Origin of the sequence: uncultured Fluviicola sp. (assembly GCF_902168135.1) — a bacterium.
Lineage (GTDB): Bacteria > Bacteroidota > Bacteroidia > Flavobacteriales_D > Crocinitomicaceae > Fluviicola.
Window position 1 is genome coordinate 1 of record NZ_CABHOL010000006.1, and the last position, 23,125, is coordinate 23,125.

At 42.4% G+C, this 23,125-nt stretch carries 22 protein-coding genes; 18 read left to right on the forward strand and 4 right to left on the reverse strand.

Going from position 1 to position 23,125, the window contains the following annotated elements:
• The first annotated feature begins 341 nt into the window (after positions 1-341).
• The 6 genes from QZT69_RS00480 to QZT69_RS00505 all read left to right on the forward strand — a co-directional run bounded on the left by QZT69_RS00480 (position 342) and on the right by QZT69_RS00505 (position 7,705).
• Positions 342-893 (forward strand): cob(I)yrinic acid a,c-diamide adenosyltransferase, encoded by a 552-nt coding sequence (locus QZT69_RS00480; RefSeq protein ID WP_294669450.1) that lies wholly within the window; start codon positions 342-344, stop codon positions 891-893.
• 113 nt (positions 894-1,006) lie between these two features.
• Entirely contained in the window at positions 1,007-1,228 is a 222-nt protein-coding gene (locus tag QZT69_RS00485) for a DUF2795 domain-containing protein (RefSeq protein ID WP_124745056.1), read from the forward strand.
• Positions 1,229-1,373: 145 nt separating this feature from the next.
• On the forward strand, positions 1,374-1,790 hold the full coding sequence (locus tag QZT69_RS00490) for a hypothetical protein (RefSeq protein ID WP_294669455.1): 417 nt from the start codon (positions 1,374-1,376) through the stop codon (positions 1,788-1,790).
• A 166-nt stretch (positions 1,791-1,956) separates the two neighbouring features.
• The gene (locus tag QZT69_RS00495) at positions 1,957-3,039 is read left to right on the forward strand and encodes an efflux RND transporter periplasmic adaptor subunit (protein ID WP_294669457.1); all 1,083 of its coding nucleotides are present in this window, start codon (positions 1,957-1,959) and stop codon (positions 3,037-3,039) included.
• A 24-nt stretch (positions 3,040-3,063) separates the two neighbouring features.
• Positions 3,064-6,273 carry an efflux RND transporter permease subunit gene (locus QZT69_RS00500; RefSeq protein WP_294669460.1) on the forward strand — a complete coding sequence of 1,070 codons (3,210 nt, stop codon included), beginning with the start codon at positions 3,064-3,066 and terminating at the stop codon, positions 6,271-6,273.
• On the forward strand, positions 6,263-7,705 hold the full coding sequence (locus QZT69_RS00505; RefSeq protein ID WP_294669462.1) for a TolC family protein: 1,443 nt from the start codon (positions 6,263-6,265) through the stop codon (positions 7,703-7,705). Before QZT69_RS00500 ends, QZT69_RS00505 begins: the two co-directional genes overlap by 11 nt.
• Positions 7,706-7,855: 150 nt before the next feature.
• On the opposite strand, the gene ychF is transcribed toward QZT69_RS00505, so the two are convergent.
• Both ychF and QZT69_RS00515 read right to left on the reverse strand, forming a co-directional pair.
• Positions 7,856-8,947 carry a redox-regulated ATPase YchF gene (gene ychF / locus QZT69_RS00510; protein WP_294669650.1) on the reverse strand — a complete coding sequence of 364 codons (1,092 nt, stop codon included), beginning with the start codon at positions 8,945-8,947 and terminating at the stop codon, positions 7,856-7,858.
• 76 nt (positions 8,948-9,023) lie between these two features.
• A complete protein-coding gene (locus tag QZT69_RS00515; RefSeq protein WP_294669465.1) occupies positions 9,024-9,671 on the reverse strand; it encodes a T9SS type A sorting domain-containing protein in 648 nt (215 codons plus the stop codon).
• A 519-nt stretch (positions 9,672-10,190) separates the two neighbouring features.
• On the opposite strand from QZT69_RS00515, the gene QZT69_RS00520 reads away from it, so the two are divergent.
• A complete protein-coding gene (locus QZT69_RS00520; RefSeq protein WP_294669468.1) occupies positions 10,191-10,976 on the forward strand; it encodes a hypothetical protein in 786 nt (261 codons plus the stop codon).
• Positions 10,977-11,201: 225 nt separating this feature from the next.
• Positions 11,202-12,575, forward strand: a complete 1,374-nt coding sequence (locus QZT69_RS00525; RefSeq protein ID WP_294669471.1) for a M20/M25/M40 family metallo-hydrolase — start codon at positions 11,202-11,204, stop codon at positions 12,573-12,575.
• Here the strand turns inward: QZT69_RS00525 and QZT69_RS00530 are convergent, their stop codons facing one another.
• The gene (locus tag QZT69_RS00530) at positions 12,576-14,141 is read right to left on the reverse strand and encodes a hypothetical protein (RefSeq protein ID WP_294669474.1); all 1,566 of its coding nucleotides are present in this window, start codon (positions 14,139-14,141) and stop codon (positions 12,576-12,578) included.
• A gap of 95 nt (positions 14,142-14,236) precedes the next feature.
• On the opposite strand from QZT69_RS00530, the gene QZT69_RS00535 reads away from it, so the two are divergent.
• The 3 genes from QZT69_RS00535 to QZT69_RS00545 all read left to right on the forward strand — a co-directional run bounded on the left by QZT69_RS00535 (position 14,237) and on the right by QZT69_RS00545 (position 17,699).
• The gene (locus QZT69_RS00535; protein WP_294669477.1) at positions 14,237-14,779 is read left to right on the forward strand and encodes a DinB family protein; all 543 of its coding nucleotides are present in this window, start codon (positions 14,237-14,239) and stop codon (positions 14,777-14,779) included.
• Between the two features lie 175 nt (positions 14,780-14,954).
• Positions 14,955-16,223 carry an aminotransferase class I/II-fold pyridoxal phosphate-dependent enzyme gene (locus QZT69_RS00540; RefSeq protein WP_294669479.1) on the forward strand — a complete coding sequence of 423 codons (1,269 nt, stop codon included), beginning with the start codon at positions 14,955-14,957 and terminating at the stop codon, positions 16,221-16,223.
• Between the two features lie 237 nt (positions 16,224-16,460).
• Positions 16,461-17,699 carry a histidine kinase dimerization/phosphoacceptor domain -containing protein gene (locus QZT69_RS00545; protein WP_294669482.1) on the forward strand — a complete coding sequence of 413 codons (1,239 nt, stop codon included), beginning with the start codon at positions 16,461-16,463 and terminating at the stop codon, positions 17,697-17,699.
• Positions 17,700-17,764: 65 nt separating this feature from the next.
• On the opposite strand, the gene QZT69_RS00550 is transcribed toward QZT69_RS00545, so the two are convergent.
• A complete protein-coding gene (locus tag QZT69_RS00550; protein ID WP_294669485.1) occupies positions 17,765-18,391 on the reverse strand; it encodes a MarC family NAAT transporter in 627 nt (208 codons plus the stop codon).
• A 134-nt stretch (positions 18,392-18,525) separates the two neighbouring features.
• Here QZT69_RS00550 and QZT69_RS00555 point away from each other — a divergent pair, with 134 nt between their 5' ends.
• From QZT69_RS00555 to QZT69_RS00585, 7 genes are all read left to right on the forward strand, one after another.
• Positions 18,526-19,212, forward strand: coding sequence for a class I SAM-dependent methyltransferase (locus QZT69_RS00555; RefSeq protein ID WP_294669488.1), 687 nt, complete (start codon positions 18,526-18,528; stop codon positions 19,210-19,212).
• A 41-nt stretch (positions 19,213-19,253) separates the two neighbouring features.
• Complete coding sequence (locus QZT69_RS00560; protein WP_294669493.1) at positions 19,254-19,724, forward strand: OsmC family protein; 471 nt, start codon at positions 19,254-19,256, stop codon at positions 19,722-19,724.
• Positions 19,717-19,950: a DUF1272 domain-containing protein gene (locus QZT69_RS00565; RefSeq protein ID WP_294669496.1), complete on the forward strand. Its 234-nt coding sequence runs from the start codon at positions 19,717-19,719 to the stop codon at positions 19,948-19,950. Before QZT69_RS00560 ends, QZT69_RS00565 begins: the two co-directional genes overlap by 8 nt.
• Positions 19,950-20,573 (forward strand): HPP family protein, encoded by a 624-nt coding sequence (locus tag QZT69_RS00570; protein ID WP_294669498.1) that lies wholly within the window; start codon positions 19,950-19,952, stop codon positions 20,571-20,573. Before QZT69_RS00565 ends, QZT69_RS00570 begins: the two co-directional genes overlap by 1 nt.
• Positions 20,545-20,832 (forward strand): RNA polymerase alpha subunit C-terminal domain-containing protein, encoded by a 288-nt coding sequence (locus tag QZT69_RS00575; protein WP_294669500.1) that lies wholly within the window; start codon positions 20,545-20,547, stop codon positions 20,830-20,832. Before QZT69_RS00570 ends, QZT69_RS00575 begins: the two co-directional genes overlap by 29 nt.
• A 103-nt stretch (positions 20,833-20,935) precedes the next feature.
• A complete protein-coding gene (locus QZT69_RS00580; RefSeq protein ID WP_294669503.1) occupies positions 20,936-21,307 on the forward strand; it encodes a DUF1801 domain-containing protein in 372 nt (123 codons plus the stop codon).
• Positions 21,308-21,470: 163 nt separating this feature from the next.
• Complete coding sequence (locus QZT69_RS00585) at positions 21,471-23,090, forward strand: M1 family metallopeptidase (RefSeq protein ID WP_294669506.1); 1,620 nt, start codon at positions 21,471-21,473, stop codon at positions 23,088-23,090.
• Positions 23,091-23,125: the final 35 nt, after the last annotated feature.

Here is a 23,125-nt window from a genome sequence, read left to right on the forward strand (position 1 = left end):
AAGCAGAAGACGGCATACGAGATCTAGTACGGTCTCGTGGGCTCGGAGATGTGTATAAGAGACAGGCCTGTACGCGGTCTACATCTCCCTGTGTGGGCAATGCTTCCACTTTCGCAGTACCTGAATTCTTCGCTGTTCCGCAGGCAACTAAGATTGCCACTCCGACAACCGCTAATAAACTGTTTCTCTTCATAATAGCTTTTATTAAAATGGATTAAGAAGCATTCTTTGAATGCACTTAATTAAAAAAATCGTTTTCGTTCAACCAAATATAGACAAAAATCTTCCATGGTAAATAGCCCGCAAGCGATCAATAAATGAAATATCGTTAATTTTAGATTATGAAAATTTACACGAAAAAGGGAGATAAGGGAACAACGGGGCTCATCGGCGGAACGAGACTTCCCAAGCACCATGTGCGGATTGAAAGCTACGGGACCGTAGATGAATTAAACAGTTACATCGGTTTGTTGCGCGATTTGATCAACGAAGAATCCAAATCTGCCGTTTTGATCGAAATCCAGGACCGCTTGTTTACCATTGGATCACATTTGGCGGCAGATCCCGTTAAATCAAAAATGACCTTGCCTGAACTGTTTGAAAGCGATGTGACTTACCTCGAAAATCAGATCGACGAAATGGATAATGAGCTGCCTCCGATGAAGTTTTTCGTGCTTCCGGGAGGAAATGTTGTTGTATCTCAATGTCATATTGCTCGCTGTATTTGCAGAAGAGCGGAAAGACTTGTTTCTCATTTGAGCGAAACAGAAACCGTTGAACCATTGATCAGCGCGTACATGAACCGTTTAAGCGACTACTTATTTGTGCTTTCCAGGAAACTGGCTCATGAACTAAATGCTGTTGAAACCCCTTGGAAACCAAGAACAAATTGATTTTTAGCACTTTACAAATAAACTAAAAAGTTTTTTTTTAATCCTTGATAAAACACTTGGATTTTTTTAGAATAAGGTTATTTTTGCGCAAATAAACAACAATATACTAAGACATGTACTGGACATTAGAACTAGCATCCTACTTAGAAGACGCTCCTTGGCCTGCAACAAAAGATGAGTTAATTGACTATGCGATTCGAGCAGGTGCACCCTTAGAAGTAGTAGAAAATCTGCAAGATTTAGAAGATGAGGGCGACGTATATGAAAGCATTGAAGAAATCTGGCCGGATTACCCGTCGAAGGATGACTTCTTATTTAATGAAGATGAATATTAATTCATAAACACTTTTACAAAGGCTCTCATTTCTGAGGGCCTTTTTTATATTGCAGACATGCCATGCATCGTATGGCTGCGAGCATTAACCATTATTTAACAGCGAAAAATTTGGCGGTCTTTCAACTCTGAATTAGTTTTACATCATGAAAAGTTTGCTTATAGGATTTTTTCAGCTCTTGTGCGTTATCCAGGTTTTTGGAGCAAATCAGCTGAATGTTCATCCTTCCCACGAAGCAAACACTCTCTTTAAGTTTCAGCAAAATCATTCGGAACACTCCAAATTTGTGGTTAAACACCATAAATCAAGTGCTGCAATCAATTCCAATACTTCTATTCCTACTGAAGATACGGAATTGATCTTTGAAAGTATTGAGGAAGAAACGGAAGACTTTTCATCCCAAAAACACCTTTATAATAATCTGTTCTTTGCTGGTGTTCCGGTAGACCAATCGCTCGATTATCTCTACGGAACTACCAAAAACAGCGCTATGTTCTGCGAACAGTTGTCTTTTATTGCAGCAAATAAAAGACACGTGGTTTTCCAGGTATTCAGAATATAGGATCCGGCCGGCAATCCACTCATTGCCTCCACAAATAATCTTCTTAAAAGACTAATCGGATGTTACTTAAAACAATCCCGTATTAGTTCAGGAAACTATTTCCGGATCAAAAAATCCAAAAAACATTTTACAACAAAACGATTCAAATCGTTAAAACATGATTATTATGAAGAAAGTTCTCATTCTCATGAGCCTGATCGTTGCAGTAAGTGCTGCAAGCTGCGGTCCTAAAACCGAAGAAAAGGAAGAAACCGGTAAACTATTGGTGACAAGTCCTTTATTGAAAGACACCACCATTGTACAGGATTACGTTTGTCAAATCCATGCAATCCAGCATATTGAAATCAGAGCCCTGGAAAAAGGTTACCTCCAAAAAATATACGTAGATGAAGGTCAAATGGTGAAAAAAGGCCAGTTGATGTTCCAGATTATGCCGATGATGTACGAAGCAGAAATGCAGAAAGCACAGGCAGAAGCAAATTTCGCAAAAACAGAGTACCTGAATGCTAAAATGCTTGCTGACAGCAATGTTATTTCCAAAAATCAATTGGCACTCGTGAAAGCAAAATACGATAAGGCGAAAGCTGAACTATCCTTATCACAAGTACGTTTGGGCTTCACGGAAATCAAAGCTCCCTTTGACGGGATCATGGACCGCTTCCAGGTTCGTTTGGGAAGTTTGGTGGATGAAGGCGATCTGCTGACAACTCTTTCCGACAACAGCAAGCTCTGGGTTTACTTCAACGTGCCGGAAGCACAATACCTGAACTTCAAAACAGTTAACCAGGGCGACAACATGAAAAATGTACAGCTCTTAATGGCAAACAATGAAATCTACGAATACCCGGGGGTGGTAGAAACCATCGAAGCCGATTTCAATAACGAAACAGGTAACATCGCTTTCCGGGCTACATTCCCGAATCCGGAAAAACTTCTCAGACACGGAGAAACAGGAAGTATCCAAATGGTTGTCCCGTTAAAACATGCCTTGATTATCCCTCAAAAAGCTACTTACGAAGTGCTTGAAAAGAAATACGTATATGTGGTCGATAAAAACAATGTGGTGCATTCAAGAGAGATCGTTATCCGTTCTGAAATCCCGGATCTGTACATTCTGAAAAGCGGATTGAAAACAGACGAACGCATTCTCCTGGAAGGAATTCGCAAGGTCAGAGACGGTGATAAGATCACTTACAAGTACCAGGAACCGAATTCAGTGATTTCCAACCTGAAAGTTTACACGGAGTAATACCCATTTTAATCCGACCAGATTATGTTTAATAAATTCATACACAGACCTGTTTTAGCGATCGTGCTATCATTGGTCATCATATTCATGGGTGTACTTGCGATCAGCGGACTATCCACTTCCCAGTTCCCGGAAATCGCACCGCCCACAGTTATCGTAAGAGCTTCCTACCCGGGAGCGAGCGCGAAAGTACTTACAGAATCCGTTCTGATTCCGCTGGAACAAGCTGTAAATGGTGTTCCCGGAATGAAATACATGACCTCCGATGCAACCAGTGCCGGAGAAGCCAACATCCAAATCGTATTCAACCTGGGGACAGACCCCGACCAGGCGCTCGTGCAGGTAAATACACGTATTGCACAGGTGTTGAACCGTCTGCCTGTATTGGTACAGCGTGAAGGGGTTATCGTAAACCGGATCATGCCGAGCATGTTGATGTATGTCAACCTGTACAGTAAAGACCCGAAAGCCGACATGAAATTCATTTTCAACGTTGCCGGTGTAAATATGATCCCTGAATTACAGCGTATCAACGGGATTGGTCAGGCAAGTATCCTGGGAAGCCGCCAGTACGCCATGCGTATTTGGTTAAAACCGGACCGTATGCGGGCTTATAATATTTCCACGGATGAGATCATGGAAGCGCTCAATACACAAAGTGTCATCGGATCTCCTGGACGTATCGGACGAAGTGATGGTAAACGTGCAGAAGCATTGGAATACGTATTGACTTACAAGGGCCGTTTCAACGAAGCTGACGAATATAAGAATGTCATTATCCGTTCGAACCCGGACGGAGAAATCCTGCGCCTGAAAGACGTAGCGAATGTAGAACTTGGTAGTGAGTACTACGATATTTACTCCAACAAAGATGAATATCCTTCGGCTGCAATTGTATTAAAGCAGACTTACGGAAGTAACGCAACGGAAGTGATCGAACGGGTGAAAGAAAAACTGGAAGAATTGAAAAAAACATCCTTCCCTCCGGGAATGGAATACGAGATCAGTTATGATGTTTCGAACTTCCTGGACGCATCCGTTGAAAAAGTAATCCATACACTCGGGGAAGCATTTATCCTGGTGGCATTGGTGGTATTCTTATTCCTGGGAGACTTCCGCTCTACGCTGATTCCAACCATTGCTGTTCCGGTTTCTTTGATCGGTGCATTCATCTTCATGCAGCTATTTGGTCTAACCATCAACCTCATCACCCTTTTCGCATTGGTATTGGCAATCGGTATTGTTGTGGATGACGCCATAGTCGTCGTCGAGGCCGTCCATGCCAAGATGGAAGAAGAACACCTCTCCCCTTACCAGGCGGTCAAAAAAGTACTGAAAGAGATCAGCGGCGCCGTAATTGCAATCACCTTATTGATGACAGCCGTATTCGTTCCGGTAGCATTTATGACCGGTCCGGTGGGAATTTTCTACCGCCAGTTCGCAATTACCATGGCAACCTCCATCGTTCTTTCCGGATTAGTTGCATTGACACTGACACCGGTTCTTTGCGCCATGCTGTTGAAAAACAACCATGGAAAACCGCGTAAGAAAACCCCAATCAATCGTTTCCTGGACTGGTTCAACAGAGGGTTTGAAAAATTGACAGGAAGATATGTCGGTTTATTGAATAAAATCGTGAATCGAAGACTGGTAACAGCCGTTATCCTGATTGCATTCGGTCTGGGGATTTTCGGATTGAGTGAAAAACTTCCTTCCGGTTTCATTCCCAGTGAAGACCAGGGAATGATCTACGCCATTATCCAGACACCTCCGGGATCTACCCTGGAAAGAACAAACGACATTGCGCGCAAACTTCAGGCAATCGCAGAAAAAGTAGATGGTATCAAATCCGTTTCTGCGCTGGCCGGATACGAAGTATTGACTGAAGGACGTGGTTCCAACGCCGGAACGTGCTTGATTAACCTGGAACCGTGGTCTGAAAGAAAGCACAATGTTCAGGAGATCATTTACGAATTGGAAGAAAAAGCAAAAGTGATTCCCGGAGCTACGATTGAGTTCTTTGATCCACCTGCCGTGCCCGGTTATGGTGCTGCGGGAGGTTTTACCCTTCAGTTATTGGATAAAACCAATACCGGAGATTATTTGGAACTGGAGCGCGTGAACACCGAATTCATGAATGCCCTGCGAAAACGCAAAGAGATCACCGGTTTATTTACCTTCTACAGCGCAAACTATCCGCAATACGAACTTCAAATCAACAACGATTTGGCGATGCAGAAAGGAGTTTCCATCGGAAATGCCATGAATACCCTCTCCATTCTAATCGGTAGTACCTACGAACTCGGTTTCATCAAGTATCAGCGTTTCTTTAAAGTATTCGTTCAGGCCTCGCCCGAATACAGAAGACTACCGGAAGACATTATGAAGCTCTATGTAAAAAACGACCGCGGCGAAATGGTTCCCTTCTCAGCCTTTATGAAAATTGTAAAATCACAGGGAGCGAATGAGATCAACCGTTACAACATGTACACCACAGCATCCATTCGCGGTTCTGCGGCAAAAGGATACAGTTCCGGCGAAGCTATTAAAGCCGCACAGGAAGTTGCCAAACAAGTATTGCCAAGAGGTTACGACATCGACTGGGGAGGACTTTCCAAGGATGAAGTAATGCGTGGAAATGAAGCTTTATACATTTTCATTGTCGTATTGATCTTCGTTTACTTCGTATTGGCAGCGCAGTATGAAAGTTTCATCATTCCGCTGGCAGTAATCCTGTCTCTTCCTGCCGGAGTGTTCGGATCGTTCCTGTTGATCAAACTGATGGGACTGGAGAACAACATTTACGCCCAGGTAGGTTTGGTCATGCTCGTTGGTCTCTTAGGAAAGAACGCCGTCCTGATCGTGGAATTTGCCATGCAGAAGCACCACGAAGGCGCAACCGTTCTTGAGGCTGCGATTGAAGGTGCAAAAGTGCGTTTCCGCCCGATTTTGATGACTTCGTTCGCCTTCATCGCCGGATTGATTCCATTGGTCATTGCTACCGGTCCGGGAGCTATCGGAAACAGAACGATCGGTGCCTGCGCCCTCGGAGGAATGCTCTTCGGAACTATTTTCGGAGTGATTATTATTCCCGGTTTGTACTACATTTTCGGCACACTGGCGGAAGGCCGTAAACTGATCAAAAATGAGGATGACAGCTCTTTAACGGAAGACTTCGTTCACGCAATAGACAATTTTCCAACAACAGATGAAACCGAAGACAATGCGCACTAAACATAAAATAGGAAGCTGGTTAATCATTACAGCGCTGGCAGTCAGTGTTACAGCCTGTAAAGACCTGAAAATTGCTTTCAAGACGGAAAATAAAACAACTCCTGAGTCGTACCTGGGATCTGCCTCTAAGGACAGCACCAATACAGCTGCGATCAAGTGGAAAGATTTCTTCAAGGACCAAAATTTGGTTGCCCTGATCGATACTGCACTGAAAAACAACCAGGAATTGAACATTACGATGCAGGAAATCAATATTGCCAAAGCAGAAGTAAGAGCCAAAAAAGGGGAATTTCTGCCTTCTGCCGGTGTCCGCGTTGGCGCCGGTGTGGAAAAAGTAGGTGAATACACCCGAGATGGTGCAGTAGAGAAAAACCTGCCGGTCCACGACGGAAAAGCATTCCCGGAACCTCTTGGAGACTTGATGGTCGGTGTGAATGCATCCTGGGAAATCGATATCTGGCGTAAATTGCGAAACGGAAGAGATGCAGCCGCATCCCGTTACCTGGCGAGTGTAGAAGGGAAAAACTTCATGGTCACAAACCTCGTGGCTGAAATTTCCGAATCGTATTACGAATTGATGGCTTATGACAACAAGCTGGAGATTTTGAAGCAAAACTTAGAGATCCAGAAAAATGCCCTTGAAATTGTGAAACTGCAAAAAACTGCCGGTGAAGTCACCGAATTAGCTGTAAAAAAGTTTGAAGCAGAGGTTTACAAAAACCAAAGTCATTTATTCTACATCCAGCAGCAGATTGTTGAAGCAGAAAACAGGATCAATTTCCTGGTCGGACGTTTTCCACAGCCTGTCCAGCGCAATTCTGCGGCCTTTCAGCAGATGGTACCGGATACGATTTACAGCGGAATTCCGTCCCAATTATTGCAGAATCGTCCGGATATCCGACAGGCGGAACTGGACCTGGCAGCTTCCAAACTGGATGTGAAAGTTGCAAGAGCACAGTTCTACCCTTCCCTGCGCATTACAGCCGGAGTTGGTTACCAGGCTTTCAATGTGAAGTACCTGATCACTTCCCCGCAATCGTTGTTGTATAACATCGCGGGCGATTTGATTGCTCCGCTAATCAATAGAAATGCCCTGAAAGCAAAATACGCTTCTGCAAATGCAAAGCAGTTCCAGGCTGTTTACAAATACGAACAAACTATCCTGAATGCTTACATCGAAGTAACAAACCGGGTAACGAAAGTTCAGAACCTGAAAAACAGTTACGACCTGAAGCAAAAACAGGTGGATGCCATGAATCAGTCGATTACAATCTCGACCAACTTGTTTAAGTCTGCTAAAGCAGATTACATGGAAGTCTTAATGACACAGCGGGATGCGATCGAAGCCAAGTTTGACCTGATCGAGATCAAACAGGAACAGCTTTACAATATGGTAAGTGTATATCAAGCCCTTGGAGGCGGATGGAGATAATAATCACCGCAAGTCAACTTTAAATGGATAAGTGGAAAGCACCAGTCGGTTGACTGGTGCTTTTTGATTATTAGAAGAGATTTACCAGAAGAGAACAAAAAAGGCATCCGCTAAATAACGAATGCCTTCCAACTATTTAAGATTTAGTATTTATACATTAAATCTGAAATGCATGATGTCGCCATCCTGCACAATGTATTCTTTTCCTTCTACTTTAAATTTCCCGGCTTCTTTTACTGCTGCTTCGGAACCTAAAGTCGTGTAGTCGTCGTATTTCATCACTTCTGCGCGGATAAATCCTTTCTCGAAATCCGTGTGGATTACTCCTGCAGCCTGCGGAGCCGTTGCACCTACAGGAACCGTCCAGGCTCTTACTTCTTTCACTCCGGCTGTAAAGTATGTTTGAAGGTTCAACAAGGAATAAGCTGAGCGGATCAAACGGTTCACACCCGGTTCTTCCAAACCTAGTTCTTCCAGGAACATCTGGCGTTCTTCATAAGTTTCCAATTCGGAAATATCTGCTTCGATCTTTGCTCCAACGATCAGGATCTGTGCATTCTCATCTTTTACCGCCTCACGAACTGCTTCAACGTGTGCATTTCCTGTTTTAACAGCAGATTCCTCTACGTTACAAACATACATCACCGGCTTGGAAGTAATCAACTGGAACTTCTGAACAATCTCTCTTTCTTTTTCATCAAAACTCATGGAGCGAACAGATTTTCCCTGCTCCAAAGTAGCTTTGATAGCAAGTGCCAGGTCATTTTCCTTAACCACTTCTTTATCTCCTGATTTCAACATGCGGGCCAAAGACTGGATTCTTTTTTCGATCGATTCCAAATCTTTCAGCTGCAACTCGATATCGATAATCTCTTTGTCACTTACCGGGTCTACACGTCCGTCAACGTGGATAATGTTCCCGTCTTCAAAACAGCGCAGTACGTGCAGAATAGCATCTGTTTCACGGATATTTGCTAAGAATTGGTTCCCCAAACCTTCTCCTTTCGAAGCACCTTTCACCAAACCGGCGATATCCACGATTTCCATGGTTGTCGGAACTACTCTTTCCGGGTTTACCATCGATTCCAATTTCTCCAAACGCGGATCAGGAACAGAAATCGTTCCTACATTCGGTTCGATCGTACAGAAAGGAAAATTCGCAGATTGCGCTTTAGCGTTGGATAAACAATTAAACAAAGTCGACTTACCCACATTCGGCAAACCAACAATTCCGCATTTCAATGCCATAAAAAAATTTTTTGCAAAGGTAATTTATAATTGCAAATGATTTCACAGAAAGTATGTTTGCATCAAGATATTATTCCTTCACCACTTTAAACGTTTGTTTTAAATCCGATCCAAAGCGAAACAAATAAATGCCCCGCGATAAATGACTCATATCCACAGCTGTGTTTTCCGAATCTATCCTTCCTGTCAACATCAGTTTTCCCGTATGGTCATACGCGAAGTAGTTGGTGCCCGATTCGTCTATGCCGGTTTGAATGGTAACCTGACTTTTTACAGGGTTGGGAAATAACGAAAATGCATTCGCTGTTCCATATGTATCGGACAATCCGGCAGTCGTTCCGAAGCTTAGTGAACACGTGTCCATATCGAAGGCGTCTACACCATAAACAAAAACCGCAGTTAATGGTTCACAGGCCAAAGATCCGCTTAGCGTAACGGCGTAATCATTGGTAGTTTGTCCGATCTGAGCAAAAAAAGACATTCCGCCTGTTGCCACTGTATCACCATTACAGTCGAGCACCGCAGAAACATAAGGGTAATTAACATGATCCGTTGAAGGTGCAGAAAATTGAATGCTCACGTTGTACACATTCGGATCAAACGGATCCGGATTTATTCCCAGAACCGTGAAATCAGCGCAGGAAACAGATTGAGCCATGCATGTGCAAGAGAAGCCAATAGTTGTAAATACTGCAAGTAATAAGGATTTCGTTTTCATAATCTTTTCGTTTTTAGCGAAGGAAACTCTTCGGTTTTTCCGCTTTGCCTTTTTATTAAGACAAAGGTATATCCGTGTACCTGTACAGGTATTATGAAAAAGCAGTAATTACTTATGAATATCCGCCGGATGTTTTTCAACTCTACTTCTGACCAACAAAAATTTCAACGTAATAAAATAGTCTCTGATTTAAATCATTTTGTTTATCAATGAGTTCGGGCTTAAAAGCGTTTTACTTTATGCTTGTACCGAGCTTTACTAAAATCAGTCTGCATTACGCTTACAATCACGAGCACACCCTTCGTTTCATTGTTTAGAAATTCTTTTTTAATTTTGTCAGTATGAGAATGACTGTAATGTTATAATACTCCTTTTCAAGCTTAATTCTTAAGCAATGCGCTTTCTTATACAAAGCGCCCCTTCCTCATATTAATTCATTTTTATTGATAATCCAATAACCAAGTCCACATGTTGACAGAAGTTGTTGATGTGTTTGGCTGGTTTTTAAACAAAAAAATTATGTTAGAAATACTAAGCAAAAAGGAAATACAGCATTTTATTCATAACGGCTTTGTCCGCCTTGATCATTCTTTTTCCAAGGAAATTGCAGATGCTGCTTTAGAAATTCTATGGAATGACCTTCCATGCGACAGGTCAAATCCATCAACCTGGACTGAACCCGTAATTCGTTTGGGAATGTACACCAATGAACCTTTTATCAATTCCATAAACACTCCGAAGTTACATCATGCATTTGATCAGTTGGTTGGCAAAGACAAATGGATTCCCTGCCGTAATGTAGGAACATTTCCTGTCAGGTTCCCGTCTGCTAAACAACCCAATGATACCGGTAAACATGTAGATACAAGTTTTCCCGGAAACGACCCGAATAACTATTTCGAATGGCGTGCCAACATCAAATCGAAAGGACGGGCATTATTGATGTTGATTCTATATTCCGATGTGAGCCTAAATGATGCTCCAACGGTCATTTATGAAGGTTCTCATTTGGATGTTGCAAAGTTGTTGTCTCAAGAAGGTGATGAAGGTCTTTCCTTTATGGAACTCGCAGGGAGGCTGGATGAACTACCAAAAAGAAAAAAAGTATATGCTACCGGTAAAGCAGGTACCGTTTACCTATGTCATCCGTTCCTGGTCCATTCAGCTCAACCGCATAGAGGAAGTACTCCAAAATTTATGGCGCAACCGCCTTTATTGTTAAAAGGCGAATTGTCTATTTCAGATTCTGATACGGGCTATTCTCCTCTTGAAGAGGCTATTCGTTTAAGTATCGGGAAATCATAAAAAGACCGCATTGAAGGAGGCTGCTAAACACAGCCTCCTTCTTTTTTAGAGCTGTACATAACAGCAGACACGGAACTGCAACTTTTGAGCGTGAAAACGACCGGATAAATCAGTTCAAAAAAGAAGTGGTCATATTATAGAACAAAATGAAGTCTTTTCTGGAACAGCTTGCCGATTCGTTTCTTATTTTCGCAGCATTACTTTAACTAAGATTATTTCGCAACTATGAAATACTATTCCTTTGTGCTGCTTTTCCTGGCGTCAGGTTTTTCCTTTTCCCAAAACAGCTCCGGGGCTGATTCTACAATCATCCGGAAGTTCTTCGACGAAGCCCTGATCCGGGGGAAATCTTACGAAGACCTGCGTTCTTTGTGCAAAGGGATCGGTGCGCGTCTTTCCGGTTCTTCCCAGGCGCAAATGGCCGTGGAATGGGGAAAACGAAAAATGGAGGCTTACGGCTTTGAAAAAATCTACCTGCAGCCGGTAATGGTCCCGCATTGGGAAAGAGGAACCAAAGAAGTGGCGTGGTACCAAACGGCTTCCGGAGAAGTGGCGCAGCTTGACATCCTGGCATTGGGAGGTTCTATCGGAACAAACGGAATGCTCAAAGCAGAAGTGATCGAGTTTAAGTCGCTGGATGATCTGAAAAAAGCATCGAAAGCAAGTGTACAGGGGAAAATTGTTTTTCTGAACCAGCCCATGAACCCGGCTGATATTGTAACTTTTACAGCGTATGGCGGCTGTTACGGCATTCGCGGACAAGGTGCTGCCGAAGGTGCAAAACTGGGTGCTGTTGGTGTGGTAATCCGCTCACTGGCTTTGCCCGATGATCATTTCCCGCACACGGGGTCCATGTATTACGAAGACGGCGTTCCTAAAATTCCGGCCGGAGCACTTTCTACCATTTCTTCCAACGAACTTTCAAAAGCACTCGAAAAAGGAAAAGTGACCCTCATTCTGGAAATGGATTGCCGGGATTTCCCGGATGAACCTTCGTTCAATGTGATCGGGGAATTGACCGGAAGCGAAAAACCCGATGAGATCATTACCATCGGCGGACACCTGGATTCCTGGGATGCCGGTGAAGGAGCACACGATGACGGCGCAGGAATTGTTCACTGCCTGGAGGCTCTACGCATTCTGAAAACAACAGGTATCAAACCGAAACATACCATCCGGGTGGTTTTCTTCATGAACGAAGAGAACGGGAACAAAGGCGGACATGCATACGCGAAATGGGCGAAACAGGAAAACCAGAAACAGATTGCAGCAGTAGAAAGCGACCGCGGCGGATTTAGTCCGGATGGATTTGAGTGCGACGGAAAAGCATCCTACGTGCAGTTGATCAAAGGATTTGCACCGCTATTAAAACCTTACGACCTGCATCACTTCGAGGCTGGTTACGGCGGAGTGGATATTTCTCCGTTGAAACAGCACTATGAAGGAATTCCTTTATTCGGCTTCGTTCCGGATTCTCAGCGCTACTTCGACTTTCACCATGCAGCAAGTGATGTTTTCGAAAGTGTCAACAAACGGGAATTGGAACTGGGCTGTGCAAGCATGGCTGCTTTTGTTTACCTGCTGGACAAAAACCTGTAACTATTCAAATTCAATACGCTGCAGCACTTCTTTTTTTCCGTAATCACGAAGCGTGAACATACTTGTTCCATTTAGCACCGAATAAATAATCCGTTGGATATCCGAATCAACTTTGAGGTGTTTTAATGCCTGGTAATCCACATCTCCAGTCGGGGAAAGATGGATCACAAAAGGCACACTTTGACTCACATTCATCATATTCTCCCTCCCCTGACCGGCAGTTCTGCCTTCGTTTGCAGGATTATCATTATATAAAAAATAAAGTTCGTCATTCTTCATGATGGTTTTGAAAGACAAATATTGCCGGGTGTCTTTCGATAAGCGGATAGCAAAAGGAGTAGCAACTAAAAATCCGGGAGCCACAAAAATGATCGGAATTCCTCTTTCTTTGAAAAACTGTGATTTAGCAATGAAATTGTCCCATTCGACATTTCCTTCCGGGGTGATCTTTACAGCAATGATTGATCCGTAATAATACTCGGTCAATCCGCCGGAAGATGTTTGTGAAGCCCGTTCATAAAGCATATACGTATTTCCTTTACTATCCTTAATACAGCTGTTCAATCCATAAAGCAACGGAACATCGAGTAATTCAGGTTCTTCGTAGCCTTTCAGGCTCTTCGCCTTCGTGCCAGCTGAAAAAGCTTTGGACTTTGAATAATTTACAGTCAAATCGCTGCTTAGTTCTGCGGTATACACACCACGGATGCCGATAATCGTTTTTTTGGAAGTTCCCAAATAGGAAGCAAATAATTGCAGATTGTCCTTGGCTTCCTGCATACGCATATCAGATAACAGGTAACCATCCGGAAGCGTGAGAGCTCGTGTATGGATTGTATCATTCGCTTTAAACCCGAATTTCCGGAACCTCAACCCAGCCTGATGCTTTTTGACGGATTTGTTGTAACTGACTTCCTGCTGCAGTTCGTATAAATGTTCATTGCCCAAGTAATAGGTCAATTGATGCTTTTGCTTCATGGTGGATTTCGGGAAAGAAGCGTAATCTGTTTTAAAAATGGGGGCCAATTTTTGATCATACACACGGACATAATGGTCTGCATGATCTCCAAACTGGGATACGAAAGCAACATGTACCATTAACGATGACTTATCCGGGCTTGTTTGCACATCTGTCAGAACGGAATAACTGGCTTGTGACCTCTCCGTAAAAAGCGTTCGTTGAAAATGTTCATCCAGCTTGCCGTTCTCAAGGATCGTATAGATGAAAATTGCAAATTGATTAGAACCGGTAGAAAATCCTGTTGCAACGAGTTTAAATTCATCTCTCACTCGATAAACACCTTCTATTTCCAGGTCGTATTTATCCTTTTCAATAAGCCGGATTTGTTCATGATGTATCAAGCTGAGTGATTCGAGTGCATACACATCCATGTACATTTCTTCTTTGTCTTCGGAAATGCTGAACAGGCGATCATCCAAAGCACCAAGAAGCGCATGATTCAATGTTTCATCCAATACCCGGGATTCTGAGATACGTGATTGAAGAAGTTGCCCGAAAGAAAAGGGTGAACTGATTAATAAGATAAAGATGGTTATGCGACTCATTTGGTTTTTTTTCCAAAATTAACTGCTTTGTTCCAAATGCAGTTTAACAAGCTGCAAATAATCCTTAACTTTGAGTAAAATCAAAGCTTTAACTTATGAGTTTCATCGGAAGGCCGAACCCGGAATTTGCTCCGGCTTATGCAAAATACTATTTTGACCGTACATTGGGTCAGGACGACTTATTGCTTGCCCTGGAAAATAATCTGAATGAAACGGAATCTTTCATTGCCGGTCTTCCGGAAGAAAAAGCCGATTTTCAGTATGCCGATGAAAAATGGACACTAAAAGGGGTGATTCTTCATTTTATAGAAACCGAACGCATTTTCCAGTACCGGGCACTTCGTTTTTCACGCAAAGACAAAACCGCATTGGACGGATTCGATGAAGACTGGTACGCAAGACATAATAATACCGATCAGCGTTCCCTTGAAGATTTGAGAGCAGAATTCATGGATGTGCGCAAAGCAAGTATTTCACTGTTCAAAGGAATGACCGGAGCCATGCTGGACTCCATCGGAACAGCAAACAATACACCAAATACTCCCCGCAACGTGGGCTGGATCATGGTCGGACATGTGATTCATCACTGCAATATTATCAAAGAACGTTACCTGGTGGACGCAGACGAAAATTTTTAAACATAAAACAGTAGGGGCGCGATTAATCGCGCCCCTACTGTTTTCAAATAATCCCCTGTTCATTTCTTGGTTAATTAATTTTCATTACAAATTGGTAATATAGCTGGAATACTTCTAAATTTGCAAACTCAACTGTTAACCAAAGATTCAATGGGTTAATGGAAAATGAACAAGTATGGCAGATATTTTTGATAAAATTGAACGTAACCGTGGTCCTATCGGACAGTATTCCAAAGGAGTTCATGGTTATTTTACCTTTCCAAAGTTAGAAGGTGAATTAGGTAACAAAATGATTTTCCGCGGAAAAGAGTGTTTGGTTTGGTCTTTGAACAACTACCTGGGATTGGCAAACCACCCGGAAGTTCGTGAAGCAGATGCTAAAGCAGCTGAGCAGTACGGATTGGCTTACCCGATGGGAGCTCGTATGATGACAGGTCAGACAAGTGAGCACGAAAAATTGGAAAATGAGTTAGCTGAATTCATGGGGATGGAAGACTGTATCCTTTTGAACTTTGGATACCAGGGAATGGTTTCTGCAATCGACTGTTTGGTTGACCGCAGTGATATCATTGTTTATGACTCAGAAGCACATGCTTGTATCCTTGACGGAATGCGTTTACACACTGGTAAGCGTTTCGTATTCCAACACAACGATATGGAAAGCTTTGATAAGCAAATGAAAAACGCTACACGTTTGGCAGAACAAACAGGTGGTGGTATTTTGGTTATCACAGAAGGAGTTTTTGGTATGGCCGGTGACCAGGGGAAATTGAAAGAGATCATTGAATTCCGTAAATCCGGAAAATATGACTTCCGTTTGTTCGTTGACGACGCTCACGGATTCGGAACATTGGGTAAAACAGGCCAGGGTGCCGGTGAAGCTCAGGGGGTTCAGGATGAGATCGACGTATTATTCGGAACATTCGCAAAATCCATGTCATCTATCGGTGGATTTATCTGTGCAAAAGAATCCATCATCGAATTCTTCCGTTACAACATGCGTTCTCAAATGTTTGCAAAAGCATTGCCTATCACCATTACAATCGGTGCACGTAAGCGCCTTGAGTTATTGCGTACACGTCCTGAATTGAAAGATAAATTGTGGGAGATCGCTGACGCACTTCAATCAGGATTCAAAAATGCAGGATTCGATATCGGTGCAACAAATTCTCCTGTTACCCCGGTTTTCATGAAAGGAAACCTGGCAGAGGCTACGAATTTAACATTCGACCTTCGTGAAAATTACAATATTTTCTGTTCAATCGTTATTTACCCGGTAGTTCCGAAAGATGTAATCATGCTGCGCATTATTCCAACTGCTGCACATACTTTGGAAGATGTGAACTACACGATTGAAACATTCAAGACATTGAAAGAAAAATTAGATTCCGGTGCTTACAAAGCTGACGAGCTTGCAGCTGTTGAAGTAGACAGAAAGAAGTAAGATTTATTCCTTCAAAAATATACGAAAGCCTGATCCTGCAATTACGATCAGGCTTTTTTAATATCCCCTGCCGCATACTCTTATTACCGAACGGCTTCAATTAAACCTGCTTTCTCTGGTTATTAACTCAAGACATCTTTATTTCTCTGCCAATTTCCAGGTGAATTGCTAAATTTCAACCCCGAAACGAAACTTACATTTAAAGAATCAGTATATTCACTCTACCAAAACTAAACTATGCTTAAGCAGCTTAAAAATGCGTTATCTCCAAAAGTCATCAATGAAACCAATTTTGAAGATGAAACAAGGTTCATGCTGGCCTATAGGATGTCTCTATTTTTATCTATTTCCATTGGCGCATTAAGCATTATTCTTTTCATCTACTTCAGCCTGGCTATTGCATCCGTTACATTACTGGCTTTTTTCTCGATACTTATTGCTACCATTTACATTTACAGAACAGGCAGATTCCGTATTCCAACATTGATCTTTAGTATAATCGGTGCGGTTTGCTGTGCTGTTCCCTTATTTTTTATTCACAACCAGCCTCATTTCCTGAACGGATTTTGGATGACCATTAATATCCTATTCGCGTTCATTGTTCTGGGAGTTCGATGGGGATTGACATTCACGCTATTTCATGCTGTCTGCCAGGCTGTCTATTATTATTATTTCCTGGATGAGCAAATGGATATTATGCGGAACCTTACCCACGAGCAATTAATTGCGACGATCATAAACAGCTGTGTATGTTTTGTTATTATCGGTTACCTGGGTTGGGAAAATATCCGTACCAATGAAGTAGGAAAAAACAGGCTCAATGAAGCACAGGATGTGCTGCAGGTCCAGTACAACATCATCTCGAAACAAAACGAGGAGAAAACAGTCATGTTGAAAGAAATTCACCACCGTGTGAAGAACAACCTCCAGATCATTACAAGTTTATTACGGCTTCAATCCAGGGAATTGGAAAACCCGGAAGCTATTGCCAAATTCAAAGACGCAACTCACCGGGTAATCGCCATGTCCATGATCCATGAGAAAATGTACCAAAGCGATCACCTTTCTACGCTGCATTTACGCGAATACCTGCATGATCTCTCTTCCGACCTGGTCTCATCCTATCAATCCGGGTATCCGGTAAATCTGAAAATCGAATGCGATATCGATTCCATCGGGTTACGTTCCATCGTCCCGCTTGCATTGATCCTGAACGAGCTTATCTCCAATTCCCTGAAATACGCTTTTGACGATTATGAAAACTGTCTGATCTCTATTTCTTTCATGCATTACCAGGGAAAAAAATGCAAATTGATCTACAAAGACAGCGGTACCTGGAAAGCGCCATCCAGACAAGGATCATTCGGTTTAGACCTCATCGAATCATTGACGGACCAATTGGAAGGGACCATGGATTTGAAAACCTATCCTGAAACTATTTTCGACATTACGTTCAGTCCGCAGGAAGACCAGTAATTATCAATTATGAATGACTGAATTATCAAGAGAATTCACATTCTTGACAATTAATAATTGATAATTTATTTGATTTTCAAAATTTCTTGTACCGCCGAAGAAACGTACTCTACTCCTATTGCAATGACAATAAAACCTATGATCCGTGAAATGGCGTTTATCCCGGAAGCTCCAAGGGCTTTTACGATGAAATGCGAAGTTCTTAAAATAACATAGATTGCCAGGCAGACAGCAATAATAGCGCAAACCGAAAGCAAATGCTGTTCTTTATTGTCGAATGTTTGATTATAAGTAATCAGTAAAGAGATAGATCCCGGACCGGCGAGCATCGGAATCGCAAGTGGAGTCAGTGAAACTTCCGAACGCGTCTGCATATCTTCCTGAACACTCGCTTTTTTCATTCCCTTATGCTTGGTAAAAGACCCGGTAAGCAACGCAAAACCCGAGGTAGCAATAATCAATCCGCCAGCTACACGCAAGGAATTGATACTGATCCCAAAAAAATTCAACACATATTTTCCGGCAAAAAAAGAGATCAATAAGATGATACACACATTGACAGAGGTCCAAAGCGACGTTTTATCCCGGTTGTGTTTGGTATCGTCTTTCGTCAATCCAACGAAAACGGGAACGGTTCCCAAAGGGTTTAAAACTGAGAATAATGCGGCGAAAACACTGATAAAAAGTTCCATTTTTTTGCGCAAAATTCCCCATATTCCGGGGCTTTGACGTTAGGTGAATATTAATTGTTGGTTACGAATGTAATTCATGGCTCTGGTAGGGGAGAAAAATTTTTCACCCCTACCGGGACAAATTCGAAATTCGAATGACTATTTTCGTAAAAACACATCCCATGGAGAAAGATCAATTAGCAGAACTCGCTTCTCAATTAAGCCATCCGTCCGGAGAAAAAGGCAATGAAATAGCTCAAATGATGAATGAAACCAATATCGGTATGACTAAAAATGCCATTCTAAACCTGGATCTTAGCTCCAATGATTCCGTTTTGGAATTAGGCCATGGAAATGCCGGTCACGTAGAATTTCTATTTGCACAATGCGAGAATATCCGCTATACCGGCCTGGAGATCTCTACCCTGATGAACAGAGAGGCACAGCTGTTAAACGAATCCTTCGTAACTTCTGAAAAAGCTTCTTTCACCTTATACGACGGGGAAAAAATTCCTTTTAAAGACAATGAATTCAACAAGTTACTTACTGTAAACACGCTGTATTTCTGGAAAAATCCAATGGAGTTACTGACTGAACTGTCCCGGGTTCTAAAACCCCAGGCACTTTTTTCACTCACATTCGCCCATCGGAGCTTTATGGAAACGCTTCCTTTTACTCCCTTCGGCTTTACGCTGTATAATCCCGATGAAGTCCTGGAGCTGGTGAACCAAAGTGCATTCAGCCTTCATAAGGAAGATGCACAGACAGAAGTCGTGCTTACAAAAACCGGTGAATCAGTAGCACGTCAATTCTCTACCTTAGTATTGAAAAACCATAAGTAATTTGAACTCTTTGAACTTTTAAACCTTTTAAACGTTTCTTTATGAAAGAACACACATACGAAGCAACTGTTATCTGGACAGGAAACAAAGGAACCGGAACATCTGACTATGCAGCATACGGAAGAGAATTTACCCTTCAAATCCCCAACAAACCGGATTTACTCTGTTCAGCGGATGTACCATTTCGGGGCGATAAAACCAAACACAACCCGGAAGATTTTTTCCTGGCATCACTTTCCAGCTGCCACATGTTATGGTATTTCCACTTGTGTGCCGATGCTGGGATCCGGGTTGTCGAATATACCGACGAACCGATTGGAACAATGATCCAGGATCCGAACGGAGGCCGCTTCACTTCCGTTACATTGCGCCCGAAAGTAGTGATTACAGATCCTTCTAAAATAAATCTGGCAAACAGCCTGCACCACGAAGCCAATAAACAATGCTTCATTGCAAACTCCTGCAACTTCAGGGTTACCCATGAACCTACTTGTACTTCGAACAATGCTTGAGTTGAGACCAACATGTGAAAGATGTTATAAAGAATTACCTCCGGAAAGTACCGAAGCAATGATCTGTAGTTTCGAATGTACATTCTGCATTAGCTGTGTGGAAAAATACCCCGAAAAAAAATGCCCAAATTGTGGCGGAGAATTCCAAAAAAGACCAATAAGGCCGAAACATTTGCTCGAAAAATTTCCGGCGAGCACTGACTTTTTTTTCAAACCAAGAGATTAATGCCAATGAAAAAATACAAATCCATCAGAAAAGTCCGCTATGTACTCTACAAAGAAACCCTGGTTGATTTCAAAGAGCATCTCTGGACCTTCATCGGATCCTTCTTCGGTATCGGGCTGATCGCTTTTATACAGTCTCATTCACTGGATCATTTATCAAACGTTTTCCTGATAGGATCTTTCGGTGCGAGCAGTGTGTTGATCTACGGTGCAATCCAGAGTCCGCTGGCACAGCCCAGAAACCTCGTCGGCGGACATATTATTTCTGCATTTATCGGTGTTTGCGTTTATAAATTGTTACCCAATCCGGACCTGGTATGGGTAGCCGCACCGCTTGCAGTAAGTATTTCAATCATTGCCATGCAGATGACCAAAACACTTCATCCTCCGGGTGGAGCAACCGCATTGATAGCCGTTATCGGAACACCGAAAGTCAAAGCACTTGGTTTTGTATACGTATTGTCGCCTGTACTTTCTGGAGTAATGATCCTGCTATTAGTTGCAATCATAGCCAATAATCTTACAAAGAACAGAAGCTATCCGACCAACAGCAGGCTTACAAAATATATCAAACCCCGTAAAATTCGTTTAAGAGATGTCACAAAAAACAGAAAGAATTTGTAAAAGGGGACACCGCTATTTCAAAAGTTCGGATTGTCCGACCTGCCCGGTTTGCGAAGAAGAACGAAAAGCAGAAGCCGGGATTTTTGCTGTCCTTGCCGCTCCCGCAAGAAGAGCAATGGCAAGTCATGGAATAAATACCTTAGAACAATTAGCCAATTACAAGGAAAAAGAAATTCTTCAATTCCATGGGATCGGAAAAACCAGCATCCCCGCTCTCAAAAATCTTTTGGCTGAGAGAGGACTTTCTTTTAAGGCATAATTTGAATTATATTTATCATTGAAAGACTATTAGGCAAAAGACTCAAGACATAAGACTTGAATTTGTCTTTGGTCTTATGTCTAACATCTTTAGTCTTTTTAAAATGAAAACTTTCGCCAACGTAGATGAATACATAAATGATTTTGAAGGAGAAACCAGGGAACGATTAATTGCTACCCGGAAACTCATCCTGGAAACAGCCCCGCAAGCGCAGGAATCTATCTCCTATGGCATGCCGGCTTATAAAACAAATGGAAAACCATTGGTTTATTTCGGCGGATACAAATCACACATAGGTTTTTATGCTACGCCGACAGGTCACCAGGCGTTTGAAAAAGAGCTTTCCAAATACAAACAGGGAAAAGGCTCGGTACAATTCCCTTTGGATGAACCGCTTCCCGCAAAGTTGATCAAAGAGATCGTTCTGTTCCGCATGGCTGAAAACCAGGCAAAGTACGGAAAAGGGAAGAAATAACGTTAGTCCGTCACAGCGGAAAGACTTCGGGCAGTAGCCACAAACTGCTTTACATGAAGGAAAAGACAAGCTCCTCATTCAGAAGGAATCATTAATTTCACACAAGAAAATCAGCAGCAGCTGATAGATACAAGCCGGCTCAGCCGGTAAATACCAAGTGATTATGAAACACCTGTTTTTCTTTTATTCTTTGCTGCTTGCAGCCACATCATTCGGTCAATTCACCCATGCTGATTCTTTGCGCGGGACTTATGGAGATTCCAGGAATTGGTGGGATTTGAAGCATTACGATCTGAGTGTAACCTTTGATATAGACCAAAAAGAAATCCGTGGAAAAAACACCATTCAATTTGCAGTTTCGGAACTCCCTGAAACAGGAAAGCAAGAGCTTCAGATTGATCTCCAGGAACCCATGATACTCGATAGCGTACTTTCAGGGAAGCAGCATAAAAAATTACCTGTTCGAAAAGACGGAAATGCCTACTACATATCGAATGTTGTAAACAGCGAACAAAACAACGAGATCACTGTTTACTTCCACGGAAAACCGCGTGCAGCAAAACATGCACCCTGGGACGGAGGAATCGTTTGGGCAAAAGATCACAACGGCTCACCCTGGGTTTCTATTGCCTGCCAGGGACAGGGAGCAAGTGTCTGGTTTCCGTGCAAAGATTCTCAATTCGATGAACCTGATAACGGTGTCGTGATGCATTATACTTGTCCGGGTGAATTGGTCTGTGTCAGTAACGGGACCTTTTTGGGGAAAGAAGTCAACAACTTAAAGCAATCCACCTATTCCTGGAAAGTAAGCAATCCGATCAATAATTATTGTATGATCCCGTATATCGGTGATTATGTAAACATGCACGAACACTTCACGGGAGAAAAAGGAAACCTGGAAATCGACTATTGGGTTTTGAGAGGAAATGAAGAAAAAGCAAAAAAACAATTCGGAGATGCGCCAAAAACCCTGAAAGCACTGGAATACTGGTTTGGGCCTTATCCTTTTTATGAAGATGGTTATAAATTAGTTGAAGCTCCTTACCTTGGAATGGAACACCAAAGTGCCGTTGCCTACGGAAATGGTTTCAAAAATGGTTATATGGGTTCTGATCTGAGCAATACCGGTGTCGGACTGAAATGGGATTTCATCATTGTCCATGAGAGCGGCCACGAATGGTACGGGAATAATATCACCTCTAAAGATATCGCAGACATGTGGATCCATGAAGGGTTCACCTGTTACAGCGAAACCCTTTTTACCGATTACTGGTTCGGAAAGGAAGATGCTGATAAATATTGCCGGGGCCTTCGTAAAAACATCCTGAATGACCGGCCTATTATCGGTCCGTACGGAGTAAATACCGAAGGAAGCGGTGACATGTATTACAAAGGAGCAAATATGCTTCATACAATCCGTACAATTTACGGCAACGACTCACTTTTCCGGATGATGCTTCGTAAAATGAATGCCGATTTCTATCATCAAACCGTTACAACACAGCAAGTAGAACAATTCATGTCAAAAGAACTCGGAATGGATCTTTCAAAAGTGTTTGATCAATACCTGCGCACGAAAACTCCACCGACACTTCAATTAAAAGTTTCCAAAAGGAAAGTTAAATTCCGCTGGGTAAATTGCGTAGAAGGTTTCAATATGCCGATCATGAATGGAAACCAAAAGTTGGTATGCACTGCTAAATGGAGCTCATACGTTATCGGAACTGATCATCCCTTCAATTTGAATCCGAACCTGTACCTTCTAAAAAAAGAACAGAAGTGAATCGGTAAAATTGCGTAAGTTTGTAGCTACATTTT

Coding starts and splice junctions, on each gene's coding strand:
- QZT69_RS00575 (WP_294669500.1), top strand. CDS start 20,545: ATGTCACAAAAAACAGAAAGAATTTGTAAAAGGGGACACCGCTATTTC.
- QZT69_RS00565 (WP_294669496.1), top strand. CDS start 19,717: ATGCTTGAGTTGAGACCAACATGTGAAAGATGTTATAAAGAATTACCT.
- QZT69_RS00525 (WP_294669471.1), top strand. CDS start 11,202: ATGAAATACTATTCCTTTGTGCTGCTTTTCCTGGCGTCAGGTTTTTCC.
- QZT69_RS00490 (WP_294669455.1), top strand. CDS start 1,374: ATGAAAAGTTTGCTTATAGGATTTTTTCAGCTCTTGTGCGTTATCCAG.
- QZT69_RS00500 (WP_294669460.1), top strand. CDS start 3,064: ATGTTTAATAAATTCATACACAGACCTGTTTTAGCGATCGTGCTATCA.
- QZT69_RS00540 (WP_294669479.1), top strand. CDS start 14,955: ATGGCAGATATTTTTGATAAAATTGAACGTAACCGTGGTCCTATCGGA.
- QZT69_RS00585 (WP_294669506.1), top strand. CDS start 21,471: ATGAAACACCTGTTTTTCTTTTATTCTTTGCTGCTTGCAGCCACATCA.
- QZT69_RS00580 (WP_294669503.1), top strand. CDS start 20,936: ATGAAAACTTTCGCCAACGTAGATGAATACATAAATGATTTTGAAGGA.
- QZT69_RS00560 (WP_294669493.1), top strand. CDS start 19,254: ATGAAAGAACACACATACGAAGCAACTGTTATCTGGACAGGAAACAAA.
- QZT69_RS00535 (WP_294669477.1), top strand. CDS start 14,237: ATGAGTTTCATCGGAAGGCCGAACCCGGAATTTGCTCCGGCTTATGCA.
- QZT69_RS00515 (WP_294669465.1), bottom strand. CDS start 9,671: ATGAAAACGAAATCCTTATTACTTGCAGTATTTACAACTATTGGCTTC.
- QZT69_RS00550 (WP_294669485.1), bottom strand. CDS start 18,391: ATGGAACTTTTTATCAGTGTTTTCGCCGCATTATTCTCAGTTTTAAAC.
- QZT69_RS00495 (WP_294669457.1), top strand. CDS start 1,957: ATGAAGAAAGTTCTCATTCTCATGAGCCTGATCGTTGCAGTAAGTGCT.
- QZT69_RS00530 (WP_294669474.1), bottom strand. CDS start 14,141: ATGAGTCGCATAACCATCTTTATCTTATTAATCAGTTCACCCTTTTCT.
- QZT69_RS00555 (WP_294669488.1), top strand. CDS start 18,526: ATGACTATTTTCGTAAAAACACATCCCATGGAGAAAGATCAATTAGCA.
- QZT69_RS00505 (WP_294669462.1), top strand. CDS start 6,263: ATGCGCACTAAACATAAAATAGGAAGCTGGTTAATCATTACAGCGCTG.
- QZT69_RS00545 (WP_294669482.1), top strand. CDS start 16,461: ATGCTTAAGCAGCTTAAAAATGCGTTATCTCCAAAAGTCATCAATGAA.
- QZT69_RS00570 (WP_294669498.1), top strand. CDS start 19,950: ATGCCAATGAAAAAATACAAATCCATCAGAAAAGTCCGCTATGTACTC.
- QZT69_RS00520 (WP_294669468.1), top strand. CDS start 10,191: ATGTTAGAAATACTAAGCAAAAAGGAAATACAGCATTTTATTCATAAC.
- QZT69_RS00485 (WP_124745056.1), top strand. CDS start 1,007: ATGTACTGGACATTAGAACTAGCATCCTACTTAGAAGACGCTCCTTGG.
- QZT69_RS00480 (WP_294669450.1), top strand. CDS start 342: ATGAAAATTTACACGAAAAAGGGAGATAAGGGAACAACGGGGCTCATC.